General features: G+C 64.3%; 22 protein-coding genes. 2 read left to right on the plus strand and 20 right to left on the minus strand.

The window, feature by feature from the left end; translation table 11 throughout:
• Positions 1 to 10: 10 nt before the first annotated feature.
• From glpK to ACFVHU_RS01515, 3 genes are read right to left on the minus strand one after another with little or no spacing between them, the layout of a single operon-like run.
• On the minus strand, positions 11 to 1,531 hold the full coding sequence (glpK, locus tag ACFVHU_RS01505; RefSeq protein ID WP_105658318.1) for a glycerol kinase GlpK: 1,521 nt from the start codon (positions 1,529 to 1,531) through the stop codon (positions 11 to 13).
• 17 nt (positions 1,532 to 1,548) lie between these two features.
• A complete protein-coding gene (locus tag ACFVHU_RS01510) occupies positions 1,549 to 2,277 on the minus strand; it encodes an MIP/aquaporin family protein (protein WP_105658317.1) in 729 nt (242 codons plus the stop codon).
• A gap of 59 nt (positions 2,278 to 2,336) precedes the next feature.
• Positions 2,337 to 4,016, minus strand: coding sequence for an FAD-dependent oxidoreductase (locus ACFVHU_RS01515; RefSeq protein WP_388022079.1), 1,680 nt, complete (start codon positions 4,014 to 4,016; stop codon positions 2,337 to 2,339).
• A gap of 106 nt (positions 4,017 to 4,122) precedes the next feature.
• On the opposite strand from ACFVHU_RS01515, the gene ACFVHU_RS01520 reads away from it, so the two are divergent.
• Both ACFVHU_RS01520 and ACFVHU_RS01525 read left to right on the plus strand, forming a co-directional pair.
• Positions 4,123 to 5,130 carry a sugar-binding domain-containing protein gene (locus ACFVHU_RS01520; RefSeq protein WP_332486174.1) on the plus strand — a complete coding sequence of 336 codons (1,008 nt, stop codon included), beginning with the start codon at positions 4,123 to 4,125 and terminating at the stop codon, positions 5,128 to 5,130.
• Positions 5,131 to 5,140: 10 nt separating this feature from the next.
• A complete protein-coding gene (locus tag ACFVHU_RS01525) occupies positions 5,141 to 6,037 on the plus strand; it encodes an alpha/beta fold hydrolase (protein WP_388022082.1) in 897 nt (298 codons plus the stop codon).
• On the opposite strand, the gene ACFVHU_RS01530 is transcribed toward ACFVHU_RS01525, so the two are convergent.
• The 17 genes from ACFVHU_RS01530 to aroB all read right to left on the minus strand — a co-directional run bounded on the left by ACFVHU_RS01530 (position 6,034) and on the right by aroB (position 23,967).
• Positions 6,034 to 7,995 carry a primosomal protein PriA gene (locus ACFVHU_RS01530; RefSeq protein ID WP_388022084.1) on the minus strand — a complete coding sequence of 654 codons (1,962 nt, stop codon included), beginning with the start codon at positions 7,993 to 7,995 and terminating at the stop codon, positions 6,034 to 6,036. The two genes, ACFVHU_RS01525 and ACFVHU_RS01530, sit on opposite strands and share 4 nt — an antisense overlap.
• Positions 7,996 to 8,004: 9 nt before the next feature.
• Positions 8,005 to 9,210 (minus strand): methionine adenosyltransferase, encoded by a 1,206-nt coding sequence (metK, locus tag ACFVHU_RS01535; protein ID WP_105658312.1) that lies wholly within the window; start codon positions 9,208 to 9,210, stop codon positions 8,005 to 8,007.
• A gap of 76 nt (positions 9,211 to 9,286) precedes the next feature.
• The gene (coaBC, locus tag ACFVHU_RS01540; RefSeq protein WP_388022086.1) at positions 9,287 to 10,513 is read right to left on the minus strand and encodes a bifunctional phosphopantothenoylcysteine decarboxylase/phosphopantothenate--cysteine ligase CoaBC; all 1,227 of its coding nucleotides are present in this window, start codon (positions 10,511 to 10,513) and stop codon (positions 9,287 to 9,289) included.
• 102 nt (positions 10,514 to 10,615) lie between these two features.
• Positions 10,616 to 10,876 (minus strand): DNA-directed RNA polymerase subunit omega, encoded by a 261-nt coding sequence (gene rpoZ, locus ACFVHU_RS01545; protein ID WP_286134300.1) that lies wholly within the window; start codon positions 10,874 to 10,876, stop codon positions 10,616 to 10,618.
• 8 nt (positions 10,877 to 10,884) lie between these two features.
• Complete coding sequence (gmk, locus tag ACFVHU_RS01550) at positions 10,885 to 11,451, minus strand: guanylate kinase (protein ID WP_105658309.1); 567 nt, start codon at positions 11,449 to 11,451, stop codon at positions 10,885 to 10,887.
• Between the two features lie 3 nt (positions 11,452 to 11,454).
• Positions 11,455 to 11,790, minus strand: a complete 336-nt coding sequence (mihF, locus tag ACFVHU_RS01555; protein ID WP_013349055.1) for an integration host factor, actinobacterial type — start codon at positions 11,788 to 11,790, stop codon at positions 11,455 to 11,457.
• Between the two features lie 147 nt (positions 11,791 to 11,937).
• Positions 11,938 to 12,780 (minus strand): orotidine-5'-phosphate decarboxylase, encoded by an 843-nt coding sequence (gene pyrF, locus ACFVHU_RS01560; protein WP_388022089.1) that lies wholly within the window; start codon positions 12,778 to 12,780, stop codon positions 11,938 to 11,940.
• Positions 12,773 to 16,051, minus strand: coding sequence for a carbamoyl-phosphate synthase large subunit (gene carB / locus ACFVHU_RS01565; protein WP_133833340.1), 3,279 nt, complete (start codon positions 16,049 to 16,051; stop codon positions 12,773 to 12,775). Before carB ends, pyrF begins: the two co-directional genes overlap by 8 nt.
• Positions 16,051 to 17,220: a glutamine-hydrolyzing carbamoyl-phosphate synthase small subunit gene (gene carA, locus ACFVHU_RS01570; RefSeq protein ID WP_105658306.1), complete on the minus strand. Its 1,170-nt coding sequence runs from the start codon at positions 17,218 to 17,220 to the stop codon at positions 16,051 to 16,053. The genes carB and carA overlap by 1 nt, the downstream gene beginning before the upstream one ends.
• Positions 17,221 to 17,727, minus strand: coding sequence for a hypothetical protein (locus tag ACFVHU_RS01575; protein ID WP_105658305.1), 507 nt, complete (start codon positions 17,725 to 17,727; stop codon positions 17,221 to 17,223).
• Complete coding sequence (locus ACFVHU_RS01580) at positions 17,720 to 19,024, minus strand: dihydroorotase (RefSeq protein ID WP_105658304.1); 1,305 nt, start codon at positions 19,022 to 19,024, stop codon at positions 17,720 to 17,722. Before ACFVHU_RS01580 ends, ACFVHU_RS01575 begins: the two co-directional genes overlap by 8 nt.
• Positions 19,025 to 19,035: 11 nt before the next feature.
• A complete protein-coding gene (locus ACFVHU_RS01585) occupies positions 19,036 to 19,998 on the minus strand; it encodes an aspartate carbamoyltransferase catalytic subunit (protein WP_105658303.1) in 963 nt (320 codons plus the stop codon).
• Positions 19,995 to 20,564, minus strand: coding sequence for a bifunctional pyr operon transcriptional regulator/uracil phosphoribosyltransferase PyrR (pyrR, locus tag ACFVHU_RS01590; RefSeq protein WP_105658359.1), 570 nt, complete (start codon positions 20,562 to 20,564; stop codon positions 19,995 to 19,997). The genes ACFVHU_RS01585 and pyrR overlap by 4 nt, the downstream gene beginning before the upstream one ends.
• A gap of 695 nt (positions 20,565 to 21,259) precedes the next feature.
• Positions 21,260 to 21,670, minus strand: coding sequence for a transcription antitermination factor NusB (gene nusB / locus ACFVHU_RS01595; RefSeq protein ID WP_105658302.1), 411 nt, complete (start codon positions 21,668 to 21,670; stop codon positions 21,260 to 21,262).
• Positions 21,670 to 22,230, minus strand: coding sequence for an elongation factor P (gene efp / locus ACFVHU_RS01600; protein WP_013349066.1), 561 nt, complete (start codon positions 22,228 to 22,230; stop codon positions 21,670 to 21,672). Before efp ends, nusB begins: the two co-directional genes overlap by 1 nt.
• A 110-nt stretch (positions 22,231 to 22,340) precedes the next feature.
• A complete protein-coding gene (locus tag ACFVHU_RS01605) occupies positions 22,341 to 22,871 on the minus strand; it encodes a tol-pal system YbgF family protein (RefSeq protein WP_105658301.1) in 531 nt (176 codons plus the stop codon).
• A gap of 4 nt (positions 22,872 to 22,875) precedes the next feature.
• The gene (aroB, locus tag ACFVHU_RS01610) at positions 22,876 to 23,967 is read right to left on the minus strand and encodes a 3-dehydroquinate synthase (protein ID WP_388022094.1); all 1,092 of its coding nucleotides are present in this window, start codon (positions 23,965 to 23,967) and stop codon (positions 22,876 to 22,878) included.
• Between the last annotated feature and the right edge of the window lie 5 nt (positions 23,968 to 23,972).

Below are 23,972 nucleotides of genomic sequence, written 5' to 3' on the forward strand. Positions count from 1 at the left end.
ACGGTTGCGCTTAGGCCTTGGTATCTTCGTCGACCCAGTCGAAGGTGCGGGTGACAGCCTTTTTCCACAGGCGCAAGCTGCGCTCACGCGTAGCCTCATCCATGGTTGGCTCCCAGCGCTTGTCCTCGGCCCAATTGTCTTCCAGTTCGCCCAGGTCCTTCCAGAAGCCAACGGCCAGGCCAGCAGCGTAGGCTGCACCCAGTGCGGTGGTCTCGGTGACCTTCGGGCGAACCACTGGCACGCCGAGGATGTCAGCCTGGAACTGCATCAGGGCTTCGTTGGCCACCATGCCGCCGTCGACCTTCAGTTCGGTGAGCGGAACCTCTGCGTCGGCGTTGACCGCATCCAGGACTTCGCGAGTCTGGAATGCGGTGGACTCCAGGGCCGCACGGGCGATGTGGTTCTTGTTCGCATAGCGGGTCAAGCCCACGATCGCGCCACGGGCATCCGAGCGCCAATATGGTGCGAACAACCCGGAGAAGGCCGGAACGATGTACACGCCGCCGTTGTCCTCCACCTTGGCTGCCAGTTCCTCGATCTCCGGAGCGGTAGCGATCATGCCGATATTGTCGCGCAGCCACTGGATCAGCGACCCGGCCACGGCAATGGAACCTTCCAAGGCGTACACCGGTGCGTTCTCGCCCAGCTTGTAGGCCATGGTGGTCAGCAGGCCGTTGGTCGAATTCACGATCTCTGTGCCGGTGTTGAAGATCAGGAAGCAACCGGTGCCGTAGGTGTTCTTCGCGGTACCTGCGGTGAAGGCCGCCTGGCCGAAGGTCGCCGCCTGCTGGTCGCCCAGGATGCCTGCAACGGGCACCTCGCGCAGCAGCTGGTTGGTGTGCACGGAGCCGTAGACCTCCGAAGAAGAGCGGATCTGCGGCATCATCGAGCGCGGCACGCCGAAGTCAGCCAGGATCTTCTCGTCCCAGTCCAGGGTCTTGAGGTCCATGAACAGGGTACGTGATGCGTTGGTCACGTCGGTGACGTGCACGCCGCCGTCCACGCCGCCGGTCAGGTTCCACAGCACCCAGCTGTCGGTGGTGCCGAAGAGCAGGTCGCCTGCTTCGGCACGCTCCCGGGCACCTTCGACATTGTCCAGGATCCACTTGATCTTGGTGCCGGAGAAGTAGGTCGCCAGGGGCAGGCCAACGGTCTGCTTGTAGCGTTCCAGGCCGCCATCGGCTGCCAGTTCGTCGACGATGTCCTGGGTACGGGTGTCCTGCCAGACGATCGCGTTGTAGACGGCTTCGCCGGTGTTCTTATCCCACACCACCGCGGTTTCACGCTGGTTGGTGATGCCGACGACCTCGATGTCGTGGCGGGTCAGGTTGGCCTTGGACAGGGCCTGGCCAATCACTTCGCGCACGTTGCTCCAGATTTCGGCTGGATCGTGCTCGACCCATCCGGCAGCCGGGAAGATCTGCTCGTGTTCCTTCTGGCCTACCGAATGCACCTCACCGGCGTGCGTGAAGACAATTGCGCGGGAGCTGGTCGTGCCTTGGTCAATGGCGATGACGAATTTTTCACTCATGATTCACTGCTCTCTTTCTAGAACATTGGCGCGGCGGCAAGTCCGCCAAGGATACCGCCGATGGCTGGACCAGCCAACGGAACCCACGAGTAGGACCAGTCGGAGGAGCCCTTGCCCTTGATCGGCAGGATGGCGTGGGCAATTCGTGGACCGAGGTCGCGGAACGGGTTGATGGCGTAGCCGGTGGCTCCACCCAGGGACAGGCCGATGGCAACAACCAGCAGGCCGACAGCCAGCGGGCCAAGCTCGTGAGGAGTGTGCCCCAGTCCGGCGATCACGAACACCAGGACGAAGGTGCCGAAGATTTCCGAGACCAGGTTCCAGCCGTAGGAGCGGATGGCCGGTCCGGTGGCGAAGACGCCCAGCTGCGTGCCCGCGTTCTGCGGATCATCCAGGTGCTTCTTGTAGGACAGCCAGGTGCCCACGGCACCCAGGAAGGCGCCAATGAACTGCGCCGCGAAGTAGAGCAGCGTATTGGCCATGGTCTTGGCGACGCCGGGGGCGTACTCGGCAACGTCCGGGTTGACCAGCAGGCCCAGGGTGACTGCCGGGTTCAGGTGGGCTCCGGAGATCCCAGCTATCCAGACGCCGCAATAGACGCCCAGGCCCCAGCCGAAGCTGATGGCTACCCAGCCCGCGGCGCTGCCGAGAGTGCCTTTCAGGGCGACGTTCGCGCAGACGCCGCCGCCCATCAGCAGGAGAATGAAAGTGCCGGCTAATTCGGCGAGAAACACGTGAGTGGACAACGTTGACCTCTTAGTGGTTTCGAGTGCCAGCGGCGCCTTGCCGCCGGCCTGGATGCAGGTTAGACCAGGGTGACTCCGTGGGCTTCTGCGAGTACCGAGAGCGAATGGTCGATCTCGGCTTGGGTCTGGGACTGGTCCCAACCCATCGGCTCTGCAAGGCAATTAGCTGCCTCGATTACCAAATCCTTCGTGACCAGGCCGCGGAAGGCCAGGTTGGTGCGGCGGATGAAGACATCGATCAACCGGCCCACCTGCTCTTGGTTCGCCATGTAGGCCAACTCCTGGCAGGACAGCTCGTTGGTGTGCTCTAGCATGGTTTCGTTGCCGCCGATGATTTCCAGCAGGGCATCGGCTCCGGTGCCGTAGCGTTCGAGCAGCACGCGCAAGCGTTCGCGGCCGGCCTTGGACTCGCGCGCGGCATACCAAGCGGCGAGTTCGCCCTCGTTGGCCGGGAAGTTCTTTCCGCCACCGATGGCTACGCCGGCGGTGGACTTCACTTCACGGGCGCCGAGGAATTCCAGGGCCTTTCCGCCGAGGTTCTCGCTCAGTGCGCGGAAGGTGGTCCACTTGCCGCCGATCAGCGAGAGCATGGTGGTCGCGTCGGTCAGGCGGGTTTCCTTGATCTGGTAATCGCGGGATACGAAGCCTGGCGCGGTGTCGTCATGGCTGGGCAGGGGGCGCACGCCGGAGAACTTGTAGACGATCTGTTCCCTGGTGGCCTTGATGCCCGGGAAGACATGGTGGACCAGCTCGAAGAAGTAGTCGACTTCCTGGTCGGTGCATACCGCTGGCTCGTTCATGTCGTGCTCGAGGTCGGTGGTGCCGACCAGCACGCGGCCGAGCATCGGGTAGATGAGCACGATTCGGCCGTCTTCATGCTCGAAGAAGATTTCGCGGCCTCCGGTAGCGGCGAGCAGTTCCGGGTGATCCAGCACGATGTGCGAACCCTTGGTGCCGCCGGTCCACTTGGTATCGCGGCCCAGGTCCTTGTTGGTCAGATCCACCCACGCGCCGGTGGCGTTGATGATGACATCGGCGTCGAAGTCGAATTCTTCGCCGGAGAGCATATCGCGCAGCTTCGCGGTGCCGCCGTCGACGCCGGCCAGCTCAACGTAGTTGCTGGCGCGGGCCTCGTCGTTGGCGTTCAGGCCTTCACGCAGCACATCCAGGGTCAGCCGCTCGGGGTTGTGCACCGAGGCGTCGAAATAGGTGGCGGTGTACTTGACGTCATCGCGCAGTGCTGGCAGATCCTGGCGGGCAGCCTTGCCGGCCTTGAAGTTATGCCAAGGGGTGTTGCGTCCGCCGATCCCTGCGAACACGTCGTACATGATCAACCCGGCCTTGATCAACGCCGCCCCGCGTTCGGTTGGCTTGCCCGACTTGTGGGACAGGAAGCGCATCGGTGCGCTGAGGATGCCGGAGAAGGTGGAGAAGATGGGAATGGTGGTCTGCAGCGGCTTCACGTAGTGCGGAGCGATCTCCAGCAGCGAGTTGCGCTCCTGCACCGACTCGTGAACCAGGCGGAACTCGCCGTTCTCCAGATAGCGGATTCCGCCATGGATCATGTGCGAGCTGGCACCCGAAGCGCCCTGGCAGTAATCGCCGCGCTCGATCAGGGCTACATCAATCCCCTGCATGGCCAGGTAGCGGAAGGTCGCTACGCCGTTGATGCCACCGCCAACAACCAGAACCTGCGCCTGCGGACGTTCGCGCAGTTTGGCTAGCTGTTCCCGAATCACGATTTGTGCCCCTTATGTAAATATTGAATGAGTCTGAAGCTAGTCTTGTTACTGAACGGCAAAGCGGTCAAACAAAATGCACAAACGTGCAGAAGTGGTCTGAATCATGATGAAATCCTCGTCCGGGGGCACCTACAAGCGGGCAACGACTGGCACATCTGTGCACAGCACCCCCAAGGCGAAGGATGCGCTGCGCGCCGCCCAGCTGTATTACCTTCAGGATATGAAGATGGAAGTGATCGCCAAGGAGCTGGGCACCTCGCGGTCCACGGTCTCCCGGTTGCTCACCCACGCCAAGCGCACCGGCATGGTTTCGATCAGCATCTCCCCCAGCGCCAACATGTCGGCGCTGCTGGGAAACCAGCTCTCCGAGCACTACGGGATCAGCTTCAACGTCGTACCCACCGATGGCAACATGGATGACTCCGAGCTGCTGGCCCGGGTCTCTGCGCACGCGGCCTACCTGCTCGGCGGCATGGTTTCCTCCTCGATGACGGTGGGTGTTGCCTGGGGATCGACCATGCAGTCGGTGTCCACGGCGCTGGGCTCCCACCCGACCCATGACACGAAGATCGTGCAGCTCAATGGAGCGGCTAATCCGGTGACCAGCGGCGTGCGCTATGCCAGCGACATCCTCACGCGTTTCGGCCAAGCCTTCACCGCCCGCACCGAGCAGTTCCCGGTCCCGGCCTTCTTCGACCGGGCCTCCACCCGCGACGCAATGTGGGAGGAAACATCGATCCGCCGGGTACTGCAGGTGCAGAAGGAGATGAGTCTCGCGGTATTCTCCCTGGGCTCGGCCGGCTCCGCCGTGGCTTCGCAGGTCTACCGCGGCGGCTACCTGACCAAGGCGGAAACCCAAGAGCTCAACGAGATCGGCGTGGTCGGCGACGTGGCCACGGTGTTCTTCGACAAGGACGGGAACAGCTCGAACATTTCGCTTAATGCCCGCTCCACCGGCCCGAACCTCGATGCCCTTCGCAAGGTGCCGACCCGTTTCTGCGTGGTCGCCGGCCGCGGCAAGCTCCAGGCCGTGCGTGGTGCGCTCAAAGGCGGGCTGATCACCGATCTGGTGATCGACGAGGGCACCGCCCTGGCGCTGCTGGACGGGTAGGGTTAAAGCCATGGCCCCACGACAGCAGCTAGTGACCACCCATCATTTGAACGGTGCAGAAATCCGGGTCTACACCCACCCGGCCCAGCAGCCCTCCCGCGGGGTGATCTACGCCGTGCATGGTTTCCGCGGAGACCACCACGGGCTGGCGCGCATCGTCTCGCACCTGGAGCACTACACGGTGATCGTTCCCGATCTTCCCGGCTTTGGCACTTCGACCTCGATGGCGGATCTGCCCCATGACGTCGAGGGGTACGCTGCGGTGCTCAATCAGCTGGCCGAAGAGCTGCAACTGGAATCCTCCGTGCACCTGCTGGGGCATTCCTTCGGCTCGATCGTGGCCGCCAAGCTGGCCACCGTCCGCGGCTTTGCCTCGCTGGTATTGCTCAACCCGATCTCCGAGCCGGCGTTGGAGTCCGACCAGGCGCTGCTGGCCAAGCTCACCAGCGGCTACTACGAGGTGTGCGCCAAGCTTCCGGCCCGCATCGGCGAACCGCTGCTGCGTTCCAAGCTGTTCAGCGATGCCATGAGCCTGGTGATGACCAAGAGCAGGGACCCGGAAATCCGCCGCTACGTGCGCGAGCAGCACCGCGCCTACTTCGGCGGCTTCCACTCGCGGGCCACCTTGGCCCAGTCGTACCGCGCCTCGGTCAGCGCAACGGTCGGGGACTACTCCCCTGCGCTCGGCTTGCCGACGCTGATGGTCGGCGGCCTGCAAGACGAACTGGGCACCGCGCAGACGCAGGAGGCGCTGCGGGCCAGCTTCGCCAACGCCCAACTGGTCATGCTCGAGAACGTCGGGCATCTGATCCACTACGAGAAGGCTCCCGAAACCGCCGCCGCCATCGATGGCTTCCTGCAGCTGCTGGCAACCGGCCAGGCCGAGGATCCCGCGGCGGGCTCCTAGAGCGCGTCGTCCGGGTCGATAGCGATATTCACGACCGGGTCCTTGGCCGCGGACATGCTCGCGCGCAGCTGGCGCAGGGCCATGGTCACCGCCGGCCCGTCGGAGTAGGAGAAGAAGAGCACGTAGCGGTGCTGGGCCGGGGGCCCGTCTATCACCGTCGGGCCGTGGATTTGCACGCACTGCCGGGTCTGCGGATCCAGGTTCGCGACCAGCCGTTCGGCGCCCAGGCCCGAAATCACTGCGCTGCGCACTGCCGGAGGCAACCCCACCTCGCGGCGCTCGGCCAATTCGCGTTCGGCAAAGCTCGCCGGGTCATAGCGCACCAGCGCGGCCCCGGCGGGGCTCGGATTGCCGGTGAGCACCACTACCCCGTCGGCACGCGCCATGGAAGCAGCGGTGAACCAGCGGGAGATGACTTCTTCGGGGTTGCGCAGCGAATCGTGGGCCATCATCTTGTCGGCATCGAGCAGCAGAACCGCGGCGTAGCCGGATTCGGCAAATGGTTCGACCCCTGGCGTAGCGACCACCAGCGCCGGTTTGCCGGGAATCTTGTCCACGGGTTTTGCTCCGGTGGAAGAAATAACGCTGACCTTGGGGAAGGCCAGCCCGAGTTCTTCGGCGGTGCGGTCGGCGCCGATGCTGGCGGCCCGGATCCTCGGTGAGGCGCAGTGCACGCACCGGTAGTCGTGGTACTGCTCGCCGCACCAGCGGCAAGCCACATGCGAGCCTTTGCCGGCGATGTGCAGCGGGCCTTGGCAGGCAGTGCAGCGCGCCGGGGTCCGGCAGTCCTGGCAGGCCAGCGCCGGCATGAACCCGGTGCGCGCCACTTGCACCAGCACCGGGCCGGATTCCAGGGCCTTGGTAGCTTCCCGCCAGGCCAGCGAAGGGATGCGCGCCCGGGCGAGCACCGGGTCGCGCTCGAGCTCGAAATCGTTTGTGGTGGCCACAATGCGGGCGGTTTGCGCACGCAACAGGTCGCGGGGAACCTTCAGTTCGGTGGCCCAGCCGGTCGCCACCAGGCGCTGGGCTTCGACCGAGCGCGATGGCGATGCGATCAGCAGGGAGATGCCTGCCTGCTGGCTGCGCAGCAACGCCACCTCGCGGCTGTGCTGGTAGGGTGCGCGCTGTTCGCGGTGCGATTGGTCCGCGTCCTGCCACACGATCATCAGTTCCAGCCCGGGCACGTGGCATAGCGCCGCCGAACGGGTGCCGATGACGATCTGCACATGCCCTCCGATGGCACGCAGGAAGTTGCGGTAGCGCGGAGTCGGCCCGTCGTCGGCCTGCAGCCGCGCATAGGATTCGGCGCCGAAGTGCTCATCGAGATAGCCACCCAGCAGCCGCAGGTCGCGCGCGTCGGGCACGATCAGCAGCACGCGCTTGCCGCGCTCAAGCACCGGACGGGCCGCATCCATCAAGAAACCTGGCCAGGCACCGTGGAAATTCGGCACCCAGGTGGCAACGGCGCGCAGGGTTTCGCCGCTTCCCCAGGCGTCAAGCGCTTGGGCGCCGTGCTCGTAGCGGGAGAGCTGGTTCGGGGCGTCGGGCAGCAACGGCGCGACGGTGGCCAATTCCTCTTTTTCGACCTTGGCCGCGCGGGCGGGCACCGCAAGACGCACCACATCCCACAGGGTTCCGGCATAGCGGGTCGCGATCTCCTGCGCGGCGGCCACAATTTCCGGGTACAGCGCCACCTGGGTGCTGACCAGCTTGGCCAGCGGCCGCAGTTTCATCTCTGGGGCGTGGTCCTCGAGCACCGCGACGATGAATCCGGAGAGCAGCTGCGGCCCGAAGGGCACCTTCACGCGCACCCCCGCCACGGCATCCTGGGCCATCGAGGGAGGAATCTCGTAATCGAAGAAGCGGTCCAGGTGCGGGACGGAAGAATCAATCAGCACCCGGGCAACCCGCTTGAGGCGGGCCGGCTCGGGTGCTGAGATGAGGGCGTCTTGCTGCACGCTCAGGTCCTAGGCGTTGAACCAGCTGCGCAGGGCCTCGACGCGGTCCAGCTTCTCCCAGGTGAAGTCATTGTCCTCGCGGCCGAAGTGGCCGTGGGCAGCGGTCTTGCGGTAGATCGGGCGCTTCAAGTCCAGGTCTTCGATGATGCCCAGCGGGCGCAGGTCGAATACCTCGTTGATGGCCTTGGTGATCTTGGCCGGATCAACGGTTTCGGTGCCGAAGGTCTCCACATACAGGCCCACCGGACGGGCCACGCCGATCGCGTAGGCCACCTGGACCTCGGCACGGCGTGCCAGGCCGGCGGCGACCACGTTCTTGGCCACCCAGCGCATCGCGTAGGCAGCCGAGCGGTCGACCTTCGAAGGGTCCTTGCCCGAGAAGGCGCCTCCGCCGTGGCGGGCGAAGCCGCCGTAGGTGTCCACGATGATCTTGCGGCCGGTCAGCCCGGCATCGCCGACCGGGCCGCCGATGATGAACGGGCCCGATGGGTTCAGGATGATCTTGGTGTTCGAGATGTCCAGGCCCGAACGCTCCAGGATCGGGGTCACAACCTCTTCATGCAGGTCGGCCTTCAGGGTCGCCAGCTCGTATTCGGCGGCGTGCTGGCTGGAGACAACCACGGTGTCCACAGAGACCGGCTTGTCGCCGTCGTAGCCAATGGTGACCTGGGTCTTGCCATCCGGGCGCAGCAGCGGCATGCGGCCGTTCTTGCGGACCTGGGTCAGGCGCTCGGACAGGCGGTGCGCCAGGAAAATCGGGGTCGGCATCAGCGAGTCGGTCTCATCCGAGGCATAGCCGAACATCAGGCCCTGGTCGCCGGCACCCTGCATGTCGCGGGGATCCTTGGCCGTTCCTTCGCGCGACTCCAGCGAGTTGAAGACGCCGTCGTGGATCTCCTGGGACTGCTGGCCGATCGACACGGACACGCCGCAGCGCGCACCGTCGAAGCCGTTGGCCGAGGAGTCGTAGCCGATATCCAGGATGGTCTTGCGGACGATCTCCGGGATCTCCACGTAGCCATTGGTGGTCACCTCGCCGGCAACGTGCACCAGCCCGGTGGTGGTCAGGGTCTCGACGGCGACCTTCGAGTCCGGATCCTGCGCCAGCATGGCGTCGAGGATCGCGTCGGAAATCTGGTCGCAAATCTTGTCCGGGTGGCCCTCGGTCACGGATTCCGAGGTGAAAAGACGAAGTTCAGGGGTTGTTGAAGTCACCGTATAACTCTATCTGGTCTCTGGGACCGGTAAGCAGATCTGGTACGTTTCGTGAACAAGCACCGTATGGCGCCACTCACTTTGTTACATCTGCATGACTTTTTGTTGCATTCGAAATCTGTTCGATGACCACGCGGGCCACCTCGAGCTTGCTGCCCGAGGCCTGCACCGAGTCGGCGCCATCGGCGAAAAGAACCTGGATGCTATTGGTTTCCTGCCCGAAGGTCAGGGATGCGCCCACCTCGTTGACCACGAGCATTTCGCAGCCCTTGCGGTTCAGCTTGGCCTGGCCGTACTCCAGCACGGTCCCCTGCTCATCGCCGGTCTCGGCGGCAAAACCGACAATGAACGGCGGCAGTTGCGGATTCTGTCCGCGCGCGGCGACCAGCTCGGCGAGGATGTCCGGGTTGCGCACCAGTTCGATGACCGGAGCCGAATGCTCATCGCGCTTCTTGATCTTCGAGTTCTCGATTCTTGCCGGGCGGAAATCGGCGACCGCGGCATTCATGATCAGCACGTCTTGGCCCTCGGCGCAGTCGAAGACCGCCTCGCGCAGCTCCAGTGCGCTGGAGGCGTGCACCAGCCGCACGCCATGCGGCGCGGGCACTTCCAGATGGGTGGCGATCAGCGTGACCTCGGCACCGGCATCTCTGGCGGCCTGTGCCAGCGCGACACCCTGGCGGCCCGAGGAGCGGTTACCCAGGAAGCGCACCGGGTCCAGCGGTTCACGGGTGCCGCCGGCGGTGATCAGCACCTTGGCTCCGGCCAGCACCGGTTCGGCGAGCAGGTCCTGGATTGCGGCGAAAATTTCATCGGGTTCTGGAAGCCGGCCCGGTCCCGAGTCCTTGCCGGTCAGCCGCCCGGAAGCGGGTTCGATCACCCGCACGCCGCGATCCCGCAGGGTCTGCACATTCGCGGCAGTGGCCGGATGCTGCCACATTTCGGTGTGCATGGCCGGGGCCATCACTACCGGCGCCCGCGTGGCCAGCAGGGTTCCGGTGAGCAGGTCGTCAGCCAATCCCGCAGCGGCCTTGGCTAAGACGTCCGCGGTGGCCGGGACTACCATCACCAGATCGGCCTGCTGGCCCAGGCGCACGTGATTGACCGAATCCACCGCGTCGAACACGTTCGAGGTGACCGGATTTCCGGACAGGGCCTCCCAGGTGGCGTTGCCCACGAAGTTGGTGACGTTCCGGGTAGGGATCACGTCGACGTGGTGCCCGGCTTCGCGCAGCAAGCGCAGCAGGAGTACGGACTTGTAGGCGGCGATACCAGCGGAAACGCCTAGGACAATTCGCTTCACGAAGTACTTCCTCGAGGATTTGGTGCGGCAATGAGGTGGGTGCGGGAGAAAAAGGAGCTTAACGAAAAAGAAGGCGCCCGCTCAGGGGCGCCGACTTTTCGATTAGTCTTCGATGACCTCGGCTGCGGTTACCTTCAGCAGGTTATCGTCCAGCTCGCGCAAAGCGATGGTCAGCGGCTTCTCGTTCAGCTTGGTTTCCACCAGTGGGCCTACGTACTCGAACAGGCCTTCGTTCAGCTGCGCGTAGTAGGCGTTGATCTGGCGTGCACGCTTGGCCGAGTTCAGCACAATGGCGTACTTCGAGTCGTTGGTCTCAAGCAACGAGTCGATCGATGGGTTAATGATTCCCTCTGGGTTGGACACAGGACTCCCTATTTGTCGTTCTTTAGCCCCATGAGGGCTACAAGCTCTTCGGCGGCACGTGCGACATCGTCGTTGACGATGGTCACGTCGAATTCAGATTCCGCTGCAAGTTCTAGTTTAGCGGTTTCTAGGCGGCGCTGCTGTTCCTCGGCCGTTTCAGTGCCGCGTCCCACAAGGCGGCGCACCAATTCCTCCCATGATGGCGGTGCCAAGAAGACGAATTTTGCCTCGGGCATCGACTCCTTGACCTGGCGCGCACCTTGCAGATCGATTTCCAGCAGAACCTTCTTGCCATCTGCCACTGCATCTTCAACCGTCGATCGAATCGTGCCGTAGCTGTTCTGGCCATGGACAACAGCCCATTCCAGCATCTGGCCTTCCTCGACCAGGGATTGGAAGCGTTCGGGGCCCACGAAGAAGTAGTGGACTCCATCCTGCTCCCCTGGCCGGGCGTTGCGGGTCGTTGCGGACACCGAAAGCCAGACATCTGGATAGTTATCGCGGATGTAGGTAGAGACGGTGCCCTTGCCTACTGCCGTGGGGCCGGCTAGAACAGTTACCGACGCAGCGGTCATTGACTACACTTTCGTTTTTGGCGGGCTTTGCTTGAAGTGCTCGGTGATTGCGGTGCGCTGCTTGCGTCCCAGTCCGCGCAGACGGCGGGAAGGGGAAATGCCAAGTCGCTCCAGCAAATTTGCCGCGCGTACTTCACCTACGCCCGGTACCGATTCCAGAAGGTCCATGACACGCATGCGTCCCACGGCTTCATCTTCGTATACCAAGTCTAGTACCTCGGTGATGGAAATTTTGCCGGCACTGAACTCGGCCTTGATTTCTGCACGACGAGTGCGTGCGGCGAGTGCCTTGGCGCGGGCGCGGATACGATCTTCGTCAGAGAGTTCTCGCAGTACCATCGTTCAGCCATCCTTCAGTTGTAGTGGACTAAGGCTTATGTTGAGAAACATAGCGAGCTAACGCTGCTTTTGCAAGACTAAACGCGTTGTGGCTACTAGAAACTCTAATAGCCACAACGCGCCTATGTCACTTATTCGAATTTTTTGCTAGCGAGCTGCCAGCAATTCGTCCCTAACCCGCAGGGCTTTTTCCCTGAGAGCGGCCTTAGTCGGCCCCTCTTTCAGGATGTCCCTGCTGCTCGTGCCCAGTACCTGGCCGTAGCTTGAGGCGAATGACTTGGCAATATCCGCGGCCGTTGCACCCTGGGCGCCGAGCCCTGGTGTGAGCAGCGGAGCCTTGGAAGCTGCCAGATCGATTCCGAGCTTGGACGGTGCATCCCCGATGGTCGCACCAACAACCAGCCCGACATGTCCTAAATCTCCTGCGTATGCATTATCCGCAGTGACTTGGTCAATAATTGATTTAGCAACCGAGTTTTCCCCGCCTACGTGCTGTACCGATGGCCCCTCGGGGTTGGAAGTCAGTCCGAGAACGAACACTCCCCTGCCGGTTCCAGCAGCCAAATCCAATGCCGGACGCAGCGATTCATAACCCAGGTACGGGCTCAGAGTCACGGCATCAGCGGCCAGCGGAGAAGCATCATCGAGCCATGCGCTCGCGTACGCTGCCATGGTCGAACCGATATCCCCGCGCTTGGCGTCGGCCAGCGTGAGCAGTCCAGCGGACTTCGCAGCACTCAAGGTTTCTTCCAATGCGGCAAATCCCTTGGACCCGAAACGCTCGTACAGAGCCACCTGGGGCTTGAGGATTGCCGCCGCACCGGCCATCGCTTCCACGACGGTCAGTGAGAAAGATCGCACGCCCTCGGCCGTATTTTCCAGCCCCCAGGCTTCCAGCAGCGCCGGGTGGGGATCAATCCCCACGCACAGCGGGCCGGAAGCCTGCATGGCTGAACGAAGCCGCTGACCGAATGGGGTCGGCTCAGGCATTGCGCGCTGCGTTCAGGTTGGCGTCGTGCACCTGCAAGCTGGTGACATCCCACTCGTACTCGCGCAGGGCATCGATCGCCTGGACCGAAGCGTTGAACTCCGCCACGGTGGTGATGACCGGGGTGCCGACAGACGTCGCGGCGGCGCGGATCTCGTAGCCATCGCCACGTGCATCCGAGCCCGACGGGGTGTTCAGGATCAGGCCGATCTGGCCGGCTACGATCAAATCGACAATGGACTCCCCGCCTTCGTGCAGCTTGCCGACCACCTGGGTCGGGATGCCGTTGCGGCGCAGCACTTCTGCGGTGCCGCCGGTGGAGATGATCTCGAAGCCCTGGTCAGCAAGGTGCTTGACCGGCAGGACGATCGAGCGCTTGTCGCGGTTGGTGACCGAGACGAAGACCTTGCCGCCGGTTGGCAGCGGGTTGTTCGCTGCGGCCTGCGACTTGGCGAAAGCGGTGTCGAAGTACTTGTCGATGCCCATGACTTCGCCGGTGGAACGCATTTCGGGGCCGAGCAGCGAGTCGACGACCTTGCCCTCCGGGGTGCGGAAGCGGGCGAACGGCATAACTGCTTCCTTGACGGCGATCGCCGCCGATTCCGGCAGGTGCGCGCCATCGCCGGATGCTGGCAGGTAGCTGCCGCGCATTTCGGCCAGGGTACGGCCCACGCCGATCAGCGCGGCGACCTTGGACAGCTGCACGCCGGTAGCCTTCGAGGTGAATGGCACGGTGCGCGATGCACGCGGATTCGCTTCGATCACGTACAGGATGTCGCTGGCCAGGGCGAACTGGATGTTGATCAGGCCACGCACGCCCACGCCTTCGGCGATCGCACGGGTTGCCGCGGCAACGCGGTCGCGCACGTCGGCGCCCAGGGTGATCGGAGGCAGGGTGCAGGCCGAGTCCCCGGAGTGGATGCCGGCTTCCTCGATGTGCTCCATGATGCCGCCGACGTACAGGTCGGTGCCGTCGAACAGGGCGTCGACATCGATCTCGATGGCGTCTTCCAGGAAGCGGTCCACCAGTACCGGGTGGTCCACGGTGATTTCGGTCGCGTTGGTGATGTAGCGCTCGAGGTTGGCCTCGTCGTACACGATCTCCATGCCACGCCCGCCCAGCACGTAGGAAGGGCGAACCAGTACCGGGTAGCCGATGGAGTCGGCGATGGTCTTGGCATCGGCGAAGGACACCGCGGTGCCGTTCTTCGGCGCTACCAGCCCGGCGTTATCCAGTACCTGCTGGAAGGCGCCGCGGTGCTCGGCCAGGTCGATGGCCTCGGGCGAGGTGCCCAGGATCGGCACGCCGGCAGCCTTCAGCTCGGCGGCGAGCTTCAGCGGAGTCTGGCCGCCAAGCTGGACGAACACGCCCAGCACGCCGCCGGTTTCCTCTTCAGCGTGGATGACCTCCAGGACATCTTCCAAGGTCAGCGGCTCGAAGTAGAGGCGGTCGGAGATGTCGTAGTCGGTGGAGACGGTCTCGGGGTTGCAGTTGACCATGACGGTCTCGTAGCCCTCGGCGCGCAGCGCCATCACCGCGTGGACGCAGGAGTAGTCGAACTCGATGCCCTGGCCGATGCGGTTCGGGCCCGAGCCCAGGATGATGACCGACTTCTTCTCGTGGCGCTCCAGCTCGGTCTCTTCGTCGTACGAGGAGTACATGTACGGGGTGAAGGCCTCGAATTCGGCGGCGCAGGTGTCCACGGTCTTGTAGACCGGGCGCACGCCCAGGGCATGGCGGATGCCGCGGATGACCGATTCGGCCTTGCCGGTGAGCTGGGCGAGCTGGACATCGGAGAAGCCGTGGCGCTTGGCCTCGCGCAGCACGTGCTCCGGCAGGTGCTTGTTCGCGGCCACCAGCTGCGCGACCTCGTTGATCAGCTGCAGCTGGTCCAGGTACCAAGGGTCGATCGCAGTGGTCTCGAACAGCTTCTCGATGGACACGCCGGAGAACAGCAGGCGCTGGACCAGCGACAGGCGCTCGGTCGAGCCCTTGACGATCGAGGCCAGCACGGCCTCGTGCTCGGATTCCGGGATCGGCTCGAAGGACAGCTCGGAGCCCTTCTGCTCCAGGGAGCGCAGCGCCTTTTGCAGCGCTTCGGTGAAGTTGCGGCCCAGGGCCATCGCTTCGCCGACCGACTTCATGGTGGTGGTCAGGGTCTTGTCCGCTGCCGGGAACTTCTCGAAGGCGAAGCGCGGGACCTTCACGACCACGTAGTCCAGGGCCGGTTCGAAGGAAGCCGGGGTCTTCTGGGTGATGTCGTTCGGGATCTCATCCAGGGTGTAGCCCACGGCCAGCTTGGTGGCGATCTTCGCGATCGCGAAGCCGGTGGCCTTGGAGGCCAGTGCCGAGGAGCGCGAGACGCGCGGGTTCATCTCGATGACCACGACGCGGCCGGTGTCAGGCTCGATGGCGAACTGGATGTTGCAGCCGCCAGTGTCCACGCCGACTTCGCGGATGACCGCGATCGAGATGTCGCGCAGCTTCTGGTATTCGCGGTCGGTCAGGGTCATGGCCGGGGCCACGGTGATCGAGTCGCCGGTGTGCACGCCGACCGGATCGAAGTTCTCGATGGAGCAGACGACCACGACGTTGTCGTTCTTGTCGCGCATCATCTCCAGCTCGTATTCCTTCCAGCCCAGGATGGACTCCTCCAGGAGCACCTCGGTGGTTGGCGAGTACTGCAGGCCGGCGCCCGCGATGCGGCGCAGGTCCTCCGGGTTGTAGGCCATGCCCGAACCCAAGCCGCCCATGGTGAACGACGGGCGGACGACCACCGGGTAGTTCAGTTCCTCGACGGCGGCGAAGGCCTCGTCCAGGGTGTGCACGATGACCGAGCGGGCCGATTCGGCGCCGCAGCGCTCCACGACGCCCTTGAACTTCTCGCGGTCCTCGCCCAGCTCGATGGCTTCGATGTTCGCGCCGATCAGCTCGACGTCGTACTTCTCCAAGGCACCGGACTTGTCCAGGGCGATGGCGGTGTTCAGCGCGGTCTGCCCGCCCAGGGTCGGCAGGATCGCATCCGGGCGTTCCTTGGCAATGATCTTCTCGACGACCTCGGGGGTGATCGGCTCCACGTAGGTGGCGTCGGCGAATTCCGGGTCGGTCATGATGGTGGCCGGGTTGGAGTTGACCAGGATGACCCGCAGGCCTTCCTCCTTGAGCACACGCAGTGCCTGGGTGCCGGAGTAGTCGAACTCAGCGGCCTGGCCGATGACGATCGGACCCGAACCGATGACGAGAACTGATTTCAGATCGGTGCGCTTAGGCATTACTTGCTGTCCTTTTCTGCGGCGGAATCCAACGCGGTCATGAAGCGGTCAAAGAGGTAGGCGGCATCGTGGGGGCCGGATGCTGCCTCTGGGTGGTACTGCACGGAGAAGGCCGGGATGTCCAGGCAGCTCAGGCCTTCGACCACGTGGTCGTTCAGTGAATAGTGCGAGACTTCGACCTTGCCGAAGCGTTCGACCGGAGCGGTGACGGCGCCCTCGATGGGCGCGTCGACGGCGAAGCCGTGGTTCTGGCTGGTGATTTCCACGCGGCCGGTGGCCTTGTCCATCACCGGCTGGTTGATTCCGCGGTGGCCGAAGCGCAGCTTGTAGGTGTCGAAGCCCAGCGCGCGGCCCAGGATCTGGTTGCCGAAGCAGATGCCGAAGTACGGGATGCCGGCATCGAGCACCGAACGGACCAGTTCCACCTGGGCGGTGGCGGTGGCAGGGTCACCGGGGCCGTTGGAGAAGAACACGCCGTTAGCACCGGTGGCCTTGATATCTTCCAGGGTGGCGTTGTACGGCAGCACGTGCACGCGCAGGCCGCGCTCGGCCAGGCGGTGCGGGGTCATCGACTTCATGCCCAGGTCGATCGCGGCCACGGTGTGCTTGGCCTCGCCGTCGTAGCCGTGGTCCGCTGGCTCGACGATGTAGGCGGCGTCCACCGAAACCTCGGCGGAGATGTTGCGGCCGGCCATCGACGGCTGCGCCTTGACCAGGGCCACCAGCTCGGCGTCGGTCTTCGCGGCGTCATCGCCGGAGAAGATGCCGGACTTCATCGCGCCGGCGTCGCGCAGGTGGCGGGTCAGCGCGCGGGTGTCCACGCCCTGGATGCCCACGATGCCGTACTCGACCAGATCTGCATCAAGGGTGCGCTCGCTGCGCCAGTTGCTTGGCCGGCGGGCGGCGTCGCGCACCACGTAGCCGGCAGCCCACATGCGGGTGGATTCCGGATCTTGCGAGTTCACGCCGGTGTTGCCGATGTGCGGGAAGGTCTGCACGATGATCTGGTGCGCGTAGGACGGGTCAGTCAGGGTTTCCTGGTAGCCGGTCATGCCGGTGGTGAACACTGCTTCACCCAGGGTGGTGCCCACGGCGCCATAGCTGCGCCCGCGGAAGATGCGGCCATCTTCAAGTACCAACACGGCTGGTAGGTTGCTCAGGGAATTCACTTATTTGTCTCCTGCTCGGCTTACGTCGTTGTGCGACGCCAGCAACTGATAGATCTTTGGGGTGTCCTCGTGGTAGCGGGGACGGAATCCGGTGTCGAAGGTGAAGCCGTCCTTGTTCCAGGTGATGACGATCAGGCCGTTCTTCTCCACGACCTTGCCGATCATCCCGTTGCTGCGCTTCACGTCCTCGTAGTGCTCCCACGGGATGTGCACGTCGCGCGCTCCGGAACGGATCAGGTGCAGCCCTTCGCGTCCCAGTTCCAAGGTGGCGTTGGTGCGCACCCCGAGCTCATGGACCGCGATGCGCGCCAGCCAGTCGTCGAACCGGGTGGTGACCACGTACATGCCTGCGAAATGGTGCTCCACCTCATCGGCGAAGTCCTCGAAGGGCTCGGGAATCGCTGACTGCCGGGCCTTGAGGTTCCGCCAGCCGAAAAGGATCAGGCCCACGCCTGCGACGATCGCGACAATCGTCCAGATCAACGGGGTCAGGGCTCCCTCAGGCATTGGCCGTCCTCGGGGTAGCCAGCTGGCCATCGAGCACGGTGGCATGGCCGTGGAAGAAGGTGGCGCGCACCGATCCTGGCAGCTCCATGCCGGCGAACGGCGAGTTGCGCCCCTTGGTGGCCATGGCGGCCGGGTCGACGATCCAGCGGGCTGCCGGATCGACCAGCACCAGGTTGGCAGGCTCGCCGATGGCGATCGGTCGGCCCTGGTCGGCAACGCGGCCGATCTGCGCGGGCACCTGCGAGGTAATGCGGGCCACGCCCTCCCAGCCCATCAGCCCGGTGTCCACCAGCGTGTGCTGCACGATGGACAGCGCGGTCTCCAGGCCGGTCATGCCCATGGCGGCCGCGCCCCACTCGCAGTCCTTGGCCTCGGAGGGGTGCGGGGCGTGGTCGGTGCCGATCACGTCGATGGTGCCGTCGGCAACGCCCGCGCGCAGCGCCATCACGTCTTCTTCGCGGCGCAGCGGCGGGTTGACCTTGAAGACCGGGTCGTAGGTGCGCACCTTCTCATCGGTGAGCAGCAGGTGGTGCGGGGTGACCTCCGCGGTGACCTGGATGCCGCGGGCCTTGGCCCAGCGGATGATCTCCACCGAGCCGGCCGTGGACACGTGGCACACGTGCAGGCGGGCGCCGACGTGCTCGGCCAAGAGCACATCGCGGGCGATGATCGATTCCTCGGCGACCGCTGGCCAGCCGGGCATGCCCAGGATGGCGGAGACTTCGCCCTCGTTCATCTGGGCGCCTTCGGTCAGGCGCGGTTCCTGGGCGTGCTGGGCGATGACCCCGTCGAAGGCCTTCACGTATTCCAGGGCGCGGCGCATCAGCAGCGGGTCCCAGACGCAGATGCCGTCATCGGAGAACATCTTCACCTGGGCACGGGAGTCGGCCATTGCGCCGATTTCGCTCAGCTGCTTGCCGGCCAAACCGACGGTCACCGCGCCGACCGGGCGGACATCCACCCAGCCTGCCTTGCGGCCCAATTCGTAGACCTGCTCGACGACGCCGGCGGTATCGGCTACCGGGGTGGAGTTGGCCATGGCGTGCACGGCGGTGTAGCCGCCGCGGGCCGCTGCCTGCGAACCGGTTTCCACGGTTTCGGCGTCTTCGCGGCCTGGTTCGCGCAGGTGCGTGTGGGTGTCGACGAGCCCGGGCAGGAGCACGAGATTCCGCGCGTCGATGACCTGGGCATCACCGGCGGCAGCAATGCTGCCCAGCTGGGCGATCTTGCCGTCGGCAATCAGCACGTCGACCGGTTCGCCGCCGAGGATGGAGGCCTGCTGGATCAAGTAGTTCATGGGTTCTTCCTTCAGATCAGGTCGCCGGAGAGGAGCATGTAGAGGCTGGCCATGCGCACGGCCACGCCATTGGTGACCTGGTCGAGCACGGTGGAGCGCGGCGAATCCGCGGCGGCCGAGGAGATTTCCAGGCCGCGGTTCATCGGGCCCGGGTGCATGATCAGGGTTTCGGCGCCCGAGGCGTCCAATTGCGCCAGGCGCGCATCGTCCAGTCCCCAGTAGCGCGAGTATTCGCGGGGGTTCGGGAAGTAGGCGGCGTTCATCCGCTCGCCCTGCACGCGCAGCATCATCAGCGCGTCAACGCCCGAGGCGATCACTGCGTCCAGGTCGTAGCTGATGGCGCAGGGCCAGGAGCCGGCGCCGAAAGGCAGCAGGGTCGGAGGGGCCACCATCGTCACTTCGGCACCGAGGGTGTTCAGCAGCCACAGGTTGGAGCGGGCCACGCGCGAATGCAGGATATCCCCGACGATCGCGACCTTCAGTCCGTCCAGGCCGCGGCCTGCCGGGCTGGTGCCATCGCGCAATGCCACCTGGCGGCGCAGGGTGAATGCGTCCAGCAGCGCCTGGGTGGGATGCTCGTGCGTGCCGTCGCCTGCATTGACGATGGGCAGGCCAATCCAGTCCGTGGCCGCTAGCCGGGCCGGGGCGCCGGAATCCGGGTGGCGGATGACCACTGCGTCGGCGCCAATGGCCAGCAGGGTCTGGGCGGTATCCTTCAGGGACTCGCCCTTGGAAACGCTCGAGCCCTTGGCCGAGAAATTGATGACGTCGGCGCTCAATCGCTTGGCGGCGGCTTCGAAGGAAATCCGGGTGCGGGTGGAGTCCTCGAAGAAGAGGTTCACCACGGTGCGACCGCGCAGGGCCGGAAGCTTCTTGATGGCACGGGTCGAGGACTCGCGCATCTCTTCGGCAATATCAAGGATGGCGATGGCTTCTTCGCGGGTCAGGTCCGCGGTGGATAGCAGGTGTTTCACGCGGCGCCCTCGATCACGACTTCGTTTTTCCCATCGATTTCCGCCAAGTGCACGCGCACCTTTTCGCTCTTGGCTGTCGGCAGGTTCTTGCCCACATGATCGGCGCGGATCGGCAGTTCCCGATGTCCGCGGTCAACCAGGACGGCCAGCCGCACGATGCGGGGGCGGCCCCAGTCTGCCAGGGCATCCAGGGCGGCGCGGATGGTGCGTCCGGAGTACAGGACGTCGTCAACCAGGACCACGACCTTGCCTTCGATGCCGCCTGCTGGCAGGCGCGTCGGCGACGGGGTACGGGTGGTGGAGTGGCGCAGATCATCACGGTACATGGTGATGTCGAGCTGGCCTACCAGGGATGCCGGGTCCAGGTTGCCCGGGGCGGTAGCCGCGATTCGCGCTGCCAGCCGCTGTGCCAGCGGGAAACCCCGGCTGGGAATGCCTAGGAGCACCAGGTCGTCCGTGCCCTTGTTGGCCTCGATGATCTCGAAGGCTACGCGAGTGAGTACACGTTCGATGTCGTCGCCGGTTAATACCGTGCGGGCAGCATCTGGCACTGAATTTTCATTCATGCTGTGCACCTCTCCCTTCTCCGCCTCACGGGACGGGATTTAAAGGAATATTGCTAACTCAAATTATCACGAGCGGGAGCTGATTCCCTAGCGGAAACCTATGCATGACACTGAATAGGGCATGGGATCGGTCACAGCGATCGGCCGGCGGCTTCGTGCGACCGGCAGAACCACGCAGATCCCTGCGCTTGGCCTTGGCCCCGCGCGCAGATGTGTTGCGATCGACACACCCGCGAAGTGGCGTGGGCCCGGGATTCCTCGTGCATGATCGGCCCGCACGCCCGGGCAAGGCATTCGCGCAGCAGATCTGCAGGCCCGCTATGCCGCGCGTACTGCTCGTGCAGGATTTGCGCCGCTCCGTCGAACTCGGATCCCGGCGGACCCGAGTTCCTGCCCGCCGGATCAGCCCGGGATATCCAGGTCCCAGTTCCGCTCCGCTTCACCTAGATGGTGCGGCAGGACAAGCAGTCCGAGCGTGGAAAGCAGAACCGAACGCGTGGACAGCAGCAAAGCATCCAGCCCCCGGCATTCGAGCCCGTGGACAGCAGGTCGACGTGCAGGTCGCCCGCTCCGCCTGCTTCGCCGTGATCCTGCCCGGGGCCGAGCCGCGACAGGCAACGGCTTAACGCAAAAAAGCCCGGGCCGGAACCCCATGAAAGGGGTTCCGGCCCGGGCTCGGAATGATGAGGATCGAATTAGTCGACCAGGGTGTCCTTGACGCTCTGGATGCGACCCAAAACGCCATTGACGAACTCCGGCGATTCATCGGTGGACAATTCCCGGACGTTCACCACGGCTTCAGCCACGGCTACTGCATCGGGAACGTCATCGTTGTAAAGCAGCTCCCACACACCGATGCGCAGTGCGCTGCGGTCAACCGCTGGCATGCGCTCGATGGTCCAGTCCTTGACGTAGCTCTCGAGAACTTCGTCAATGCGGTCCAGGTGTGCGGTAACGCCTTCGATGATCGTCAGCGAGTACTCGTTGAGTACGATATCCGAGTTTTCCCGTCGTGCGATGGCTACGGCCAGCGGATTGACATCGCGGGCTTCGGCTTCGAACAGGAACTCAAGAGCTCGGCGACGGGCTTTGGCGCGGGCTCTCACTAGTTGACACGACCCAGGTAGTCGCCGGTGCGGGTGTCGACCTTGACCTTGGTGTTCTGCTCAACGAACAGCGGAACCTGGATTTCCTTGCCGGTTTCCAGGGTTGCCGGCTTGGTGCCAGCCGACGAGCGGTCGCCCTGCAGGCCTGGCTCGGTGTAGGTGATTTCCAGGATGACCGAAGCTGGCAGTTCCAGGTACAGCGGGCTGCCATCGTACATGGCGATGGTCAGTTCCTGGTTCTCCAGCAGGAAGCCTGCTGCATCGCCAACGGTGGTGCCGGACACGGTGATCTGGTCGTAATCTTCCAGGTTCATGAAGACGTAGTCTTCGCCATCCTGGTAGAGGTACTGGTAGTCGCGGCGGTCGACGGTGGCCAGCTCGATCTTGGTGCCAGCGTTGTAGGTCTTGTCCAAGACCTTCCCGGACATGACGTTGCGCATCTTGGTGCGAACGAATGCGCCGCCCTTGCCTGGCTTGACGTGCTGGAAGTCAATGATGGTCCAAAGCTGGCCATCGATCTTGATGACCTGTCCATTCTTGATGTCAGTTGTATCCGCCACGGTTCCTCAATCCTCTATTTTCGCCAGCTAGCGCCGGCATTATCAAAAATCCATCTCCAAGTTTACCCTACGCACCATGCGGTACAAAGGGTTTCACACGGTGGCGCGCATTACTGCGCGGCGCGCTCCTCGGCAATTTGCATGCAGGTGCTTGCGGCGTTGACCAGGTACGCATCGTCGTCCAGCGCGATGCGCAGATCCAGGGCCTTGCGGAAACGGGTTGCCGCCGCCTTGAAATCGCCCTTCGCGAAGAAGGACAGGCCAGCGTGGTGGTGGATCAGCGGCTCGTATGCGGTGCCGGCGAATTCCTCGGCCAGCTTGCGCAGGCGGTTGATCGCGCGATCGAAGTCGCCCTGCATGCGGGTCAGCTCGGTGTCCAGCACGCGCAGGTGGGCGTTGGTTGGATCCACGAAACGCGATTCAGCGATCAGCTCGCCGGCTTTCACCAGCTCGCCACGCGCCAGCAGCACCATGACCTGGTCGGTAGGGGAACCGACCAGCAGCTGCTGCTCGGCCGCGGCCTCGTCGGCGATGTAGGGCTTCAGCGTTTGGGGGTCGATCAGCACGCCCTCTACGGCGGTGCCGACACCTTCGCGGTTTACCGATGCGACGTCAATGGCGTATGCGGTGTAGTCGACCATGTAGTTACTCCCCGATTTCCTGGTAGGCGGCGAAGAGCAGCGAGTTATCGGGGACTTCGTAGATGCGCGGCTTGCCGATTTCTTCCAGCACGACGAAGCGCAGCTGGCTGCCGCGGGCCTTCTTGTCGCGCTTCATGCCATCGAGCAGTGCAGCCCAGCGGTCATTGCGGTAGGTGGTCGGCAGGCCAAGGGACTTGAGGATCGCGACGTGGCGATCGGCCACCGCGTCGGAGGTGTACCCTACCGAGCGGCCCAATTCGGCGGCGAAGGCCAGCCCGATGGACACGGCGGCACCATGGCGCATCTGGTAGCGTTCGGACAGCTCGATGGCGTGGGCCAGGGTGTGGCCGTAGTTCAGGAATTCGCGGTCGCCGGCTTCCTTCAGGTCGCGGGAAACCACGTCGACCTTCACCGCGATGGTGCGCTCGACCAGTTCGCGCAAGCGGTCGCTGGCCGGGTCGATGGCATCGGCCGGATCTTCTTCGATCAGTTCCAGGATGCGCTCGTCGGCGATGAATCCGCACTTGACGATCTCGGCCATGCCGGTCACCAGCTCGTTCTCAGGCAAGGTGGCCAGCGCGTCCAGATCGGCGAGCACGCCTGCTGGCGGGTGGAAGGCGCCAACCAGGTTCTTGCCTTCGGCGGTGTTGATCCCGGTCTTGCCGCCCACGGCAGCGTCGACCATGGCCAGCAGCGAGGTAGGGATATGGATGACCTTCACGCCGCGCAGCCAGGTGGCTGCGACAAAACCTGCGACGTCGGTGACGGCGCCGCCGCCCACGGAGATCACGGCATCGGAACGGGTGAAATCGTTCTTGCCCAGCACTTCCCAGCAGAAGGAGGCGACTTGGATGTGCTTGCCTTCTTCGGCGTCCGGAATCTCTGCGGTCAATGCTTCCAGGCCGGACTTCGCCAGTTCGTCGCGCACGACGTCGCCGGTGGCGCGCAGGGCCCGCGGGTGGATGACCAGGACCTTCTTGACCGCGGGGCCAAGCAGTTCGGGCAAGTGGCCCAGCAGGCCGTTGCCGACCATGACAGGGTATGACTCCCCTGGGGTGCTTCCGGTGACCTTCAGAGTGGTCGGTGCGATAGGCATCAGTC

The organism is Glutamicibacter sp. NPDC127525, assembly GCF_042672105.1.
Lineage (GTDB): Bacteria > Actinomycetota > Actinomycetes > Actinomycetales > Micrococcaceae > Glutamicibacter.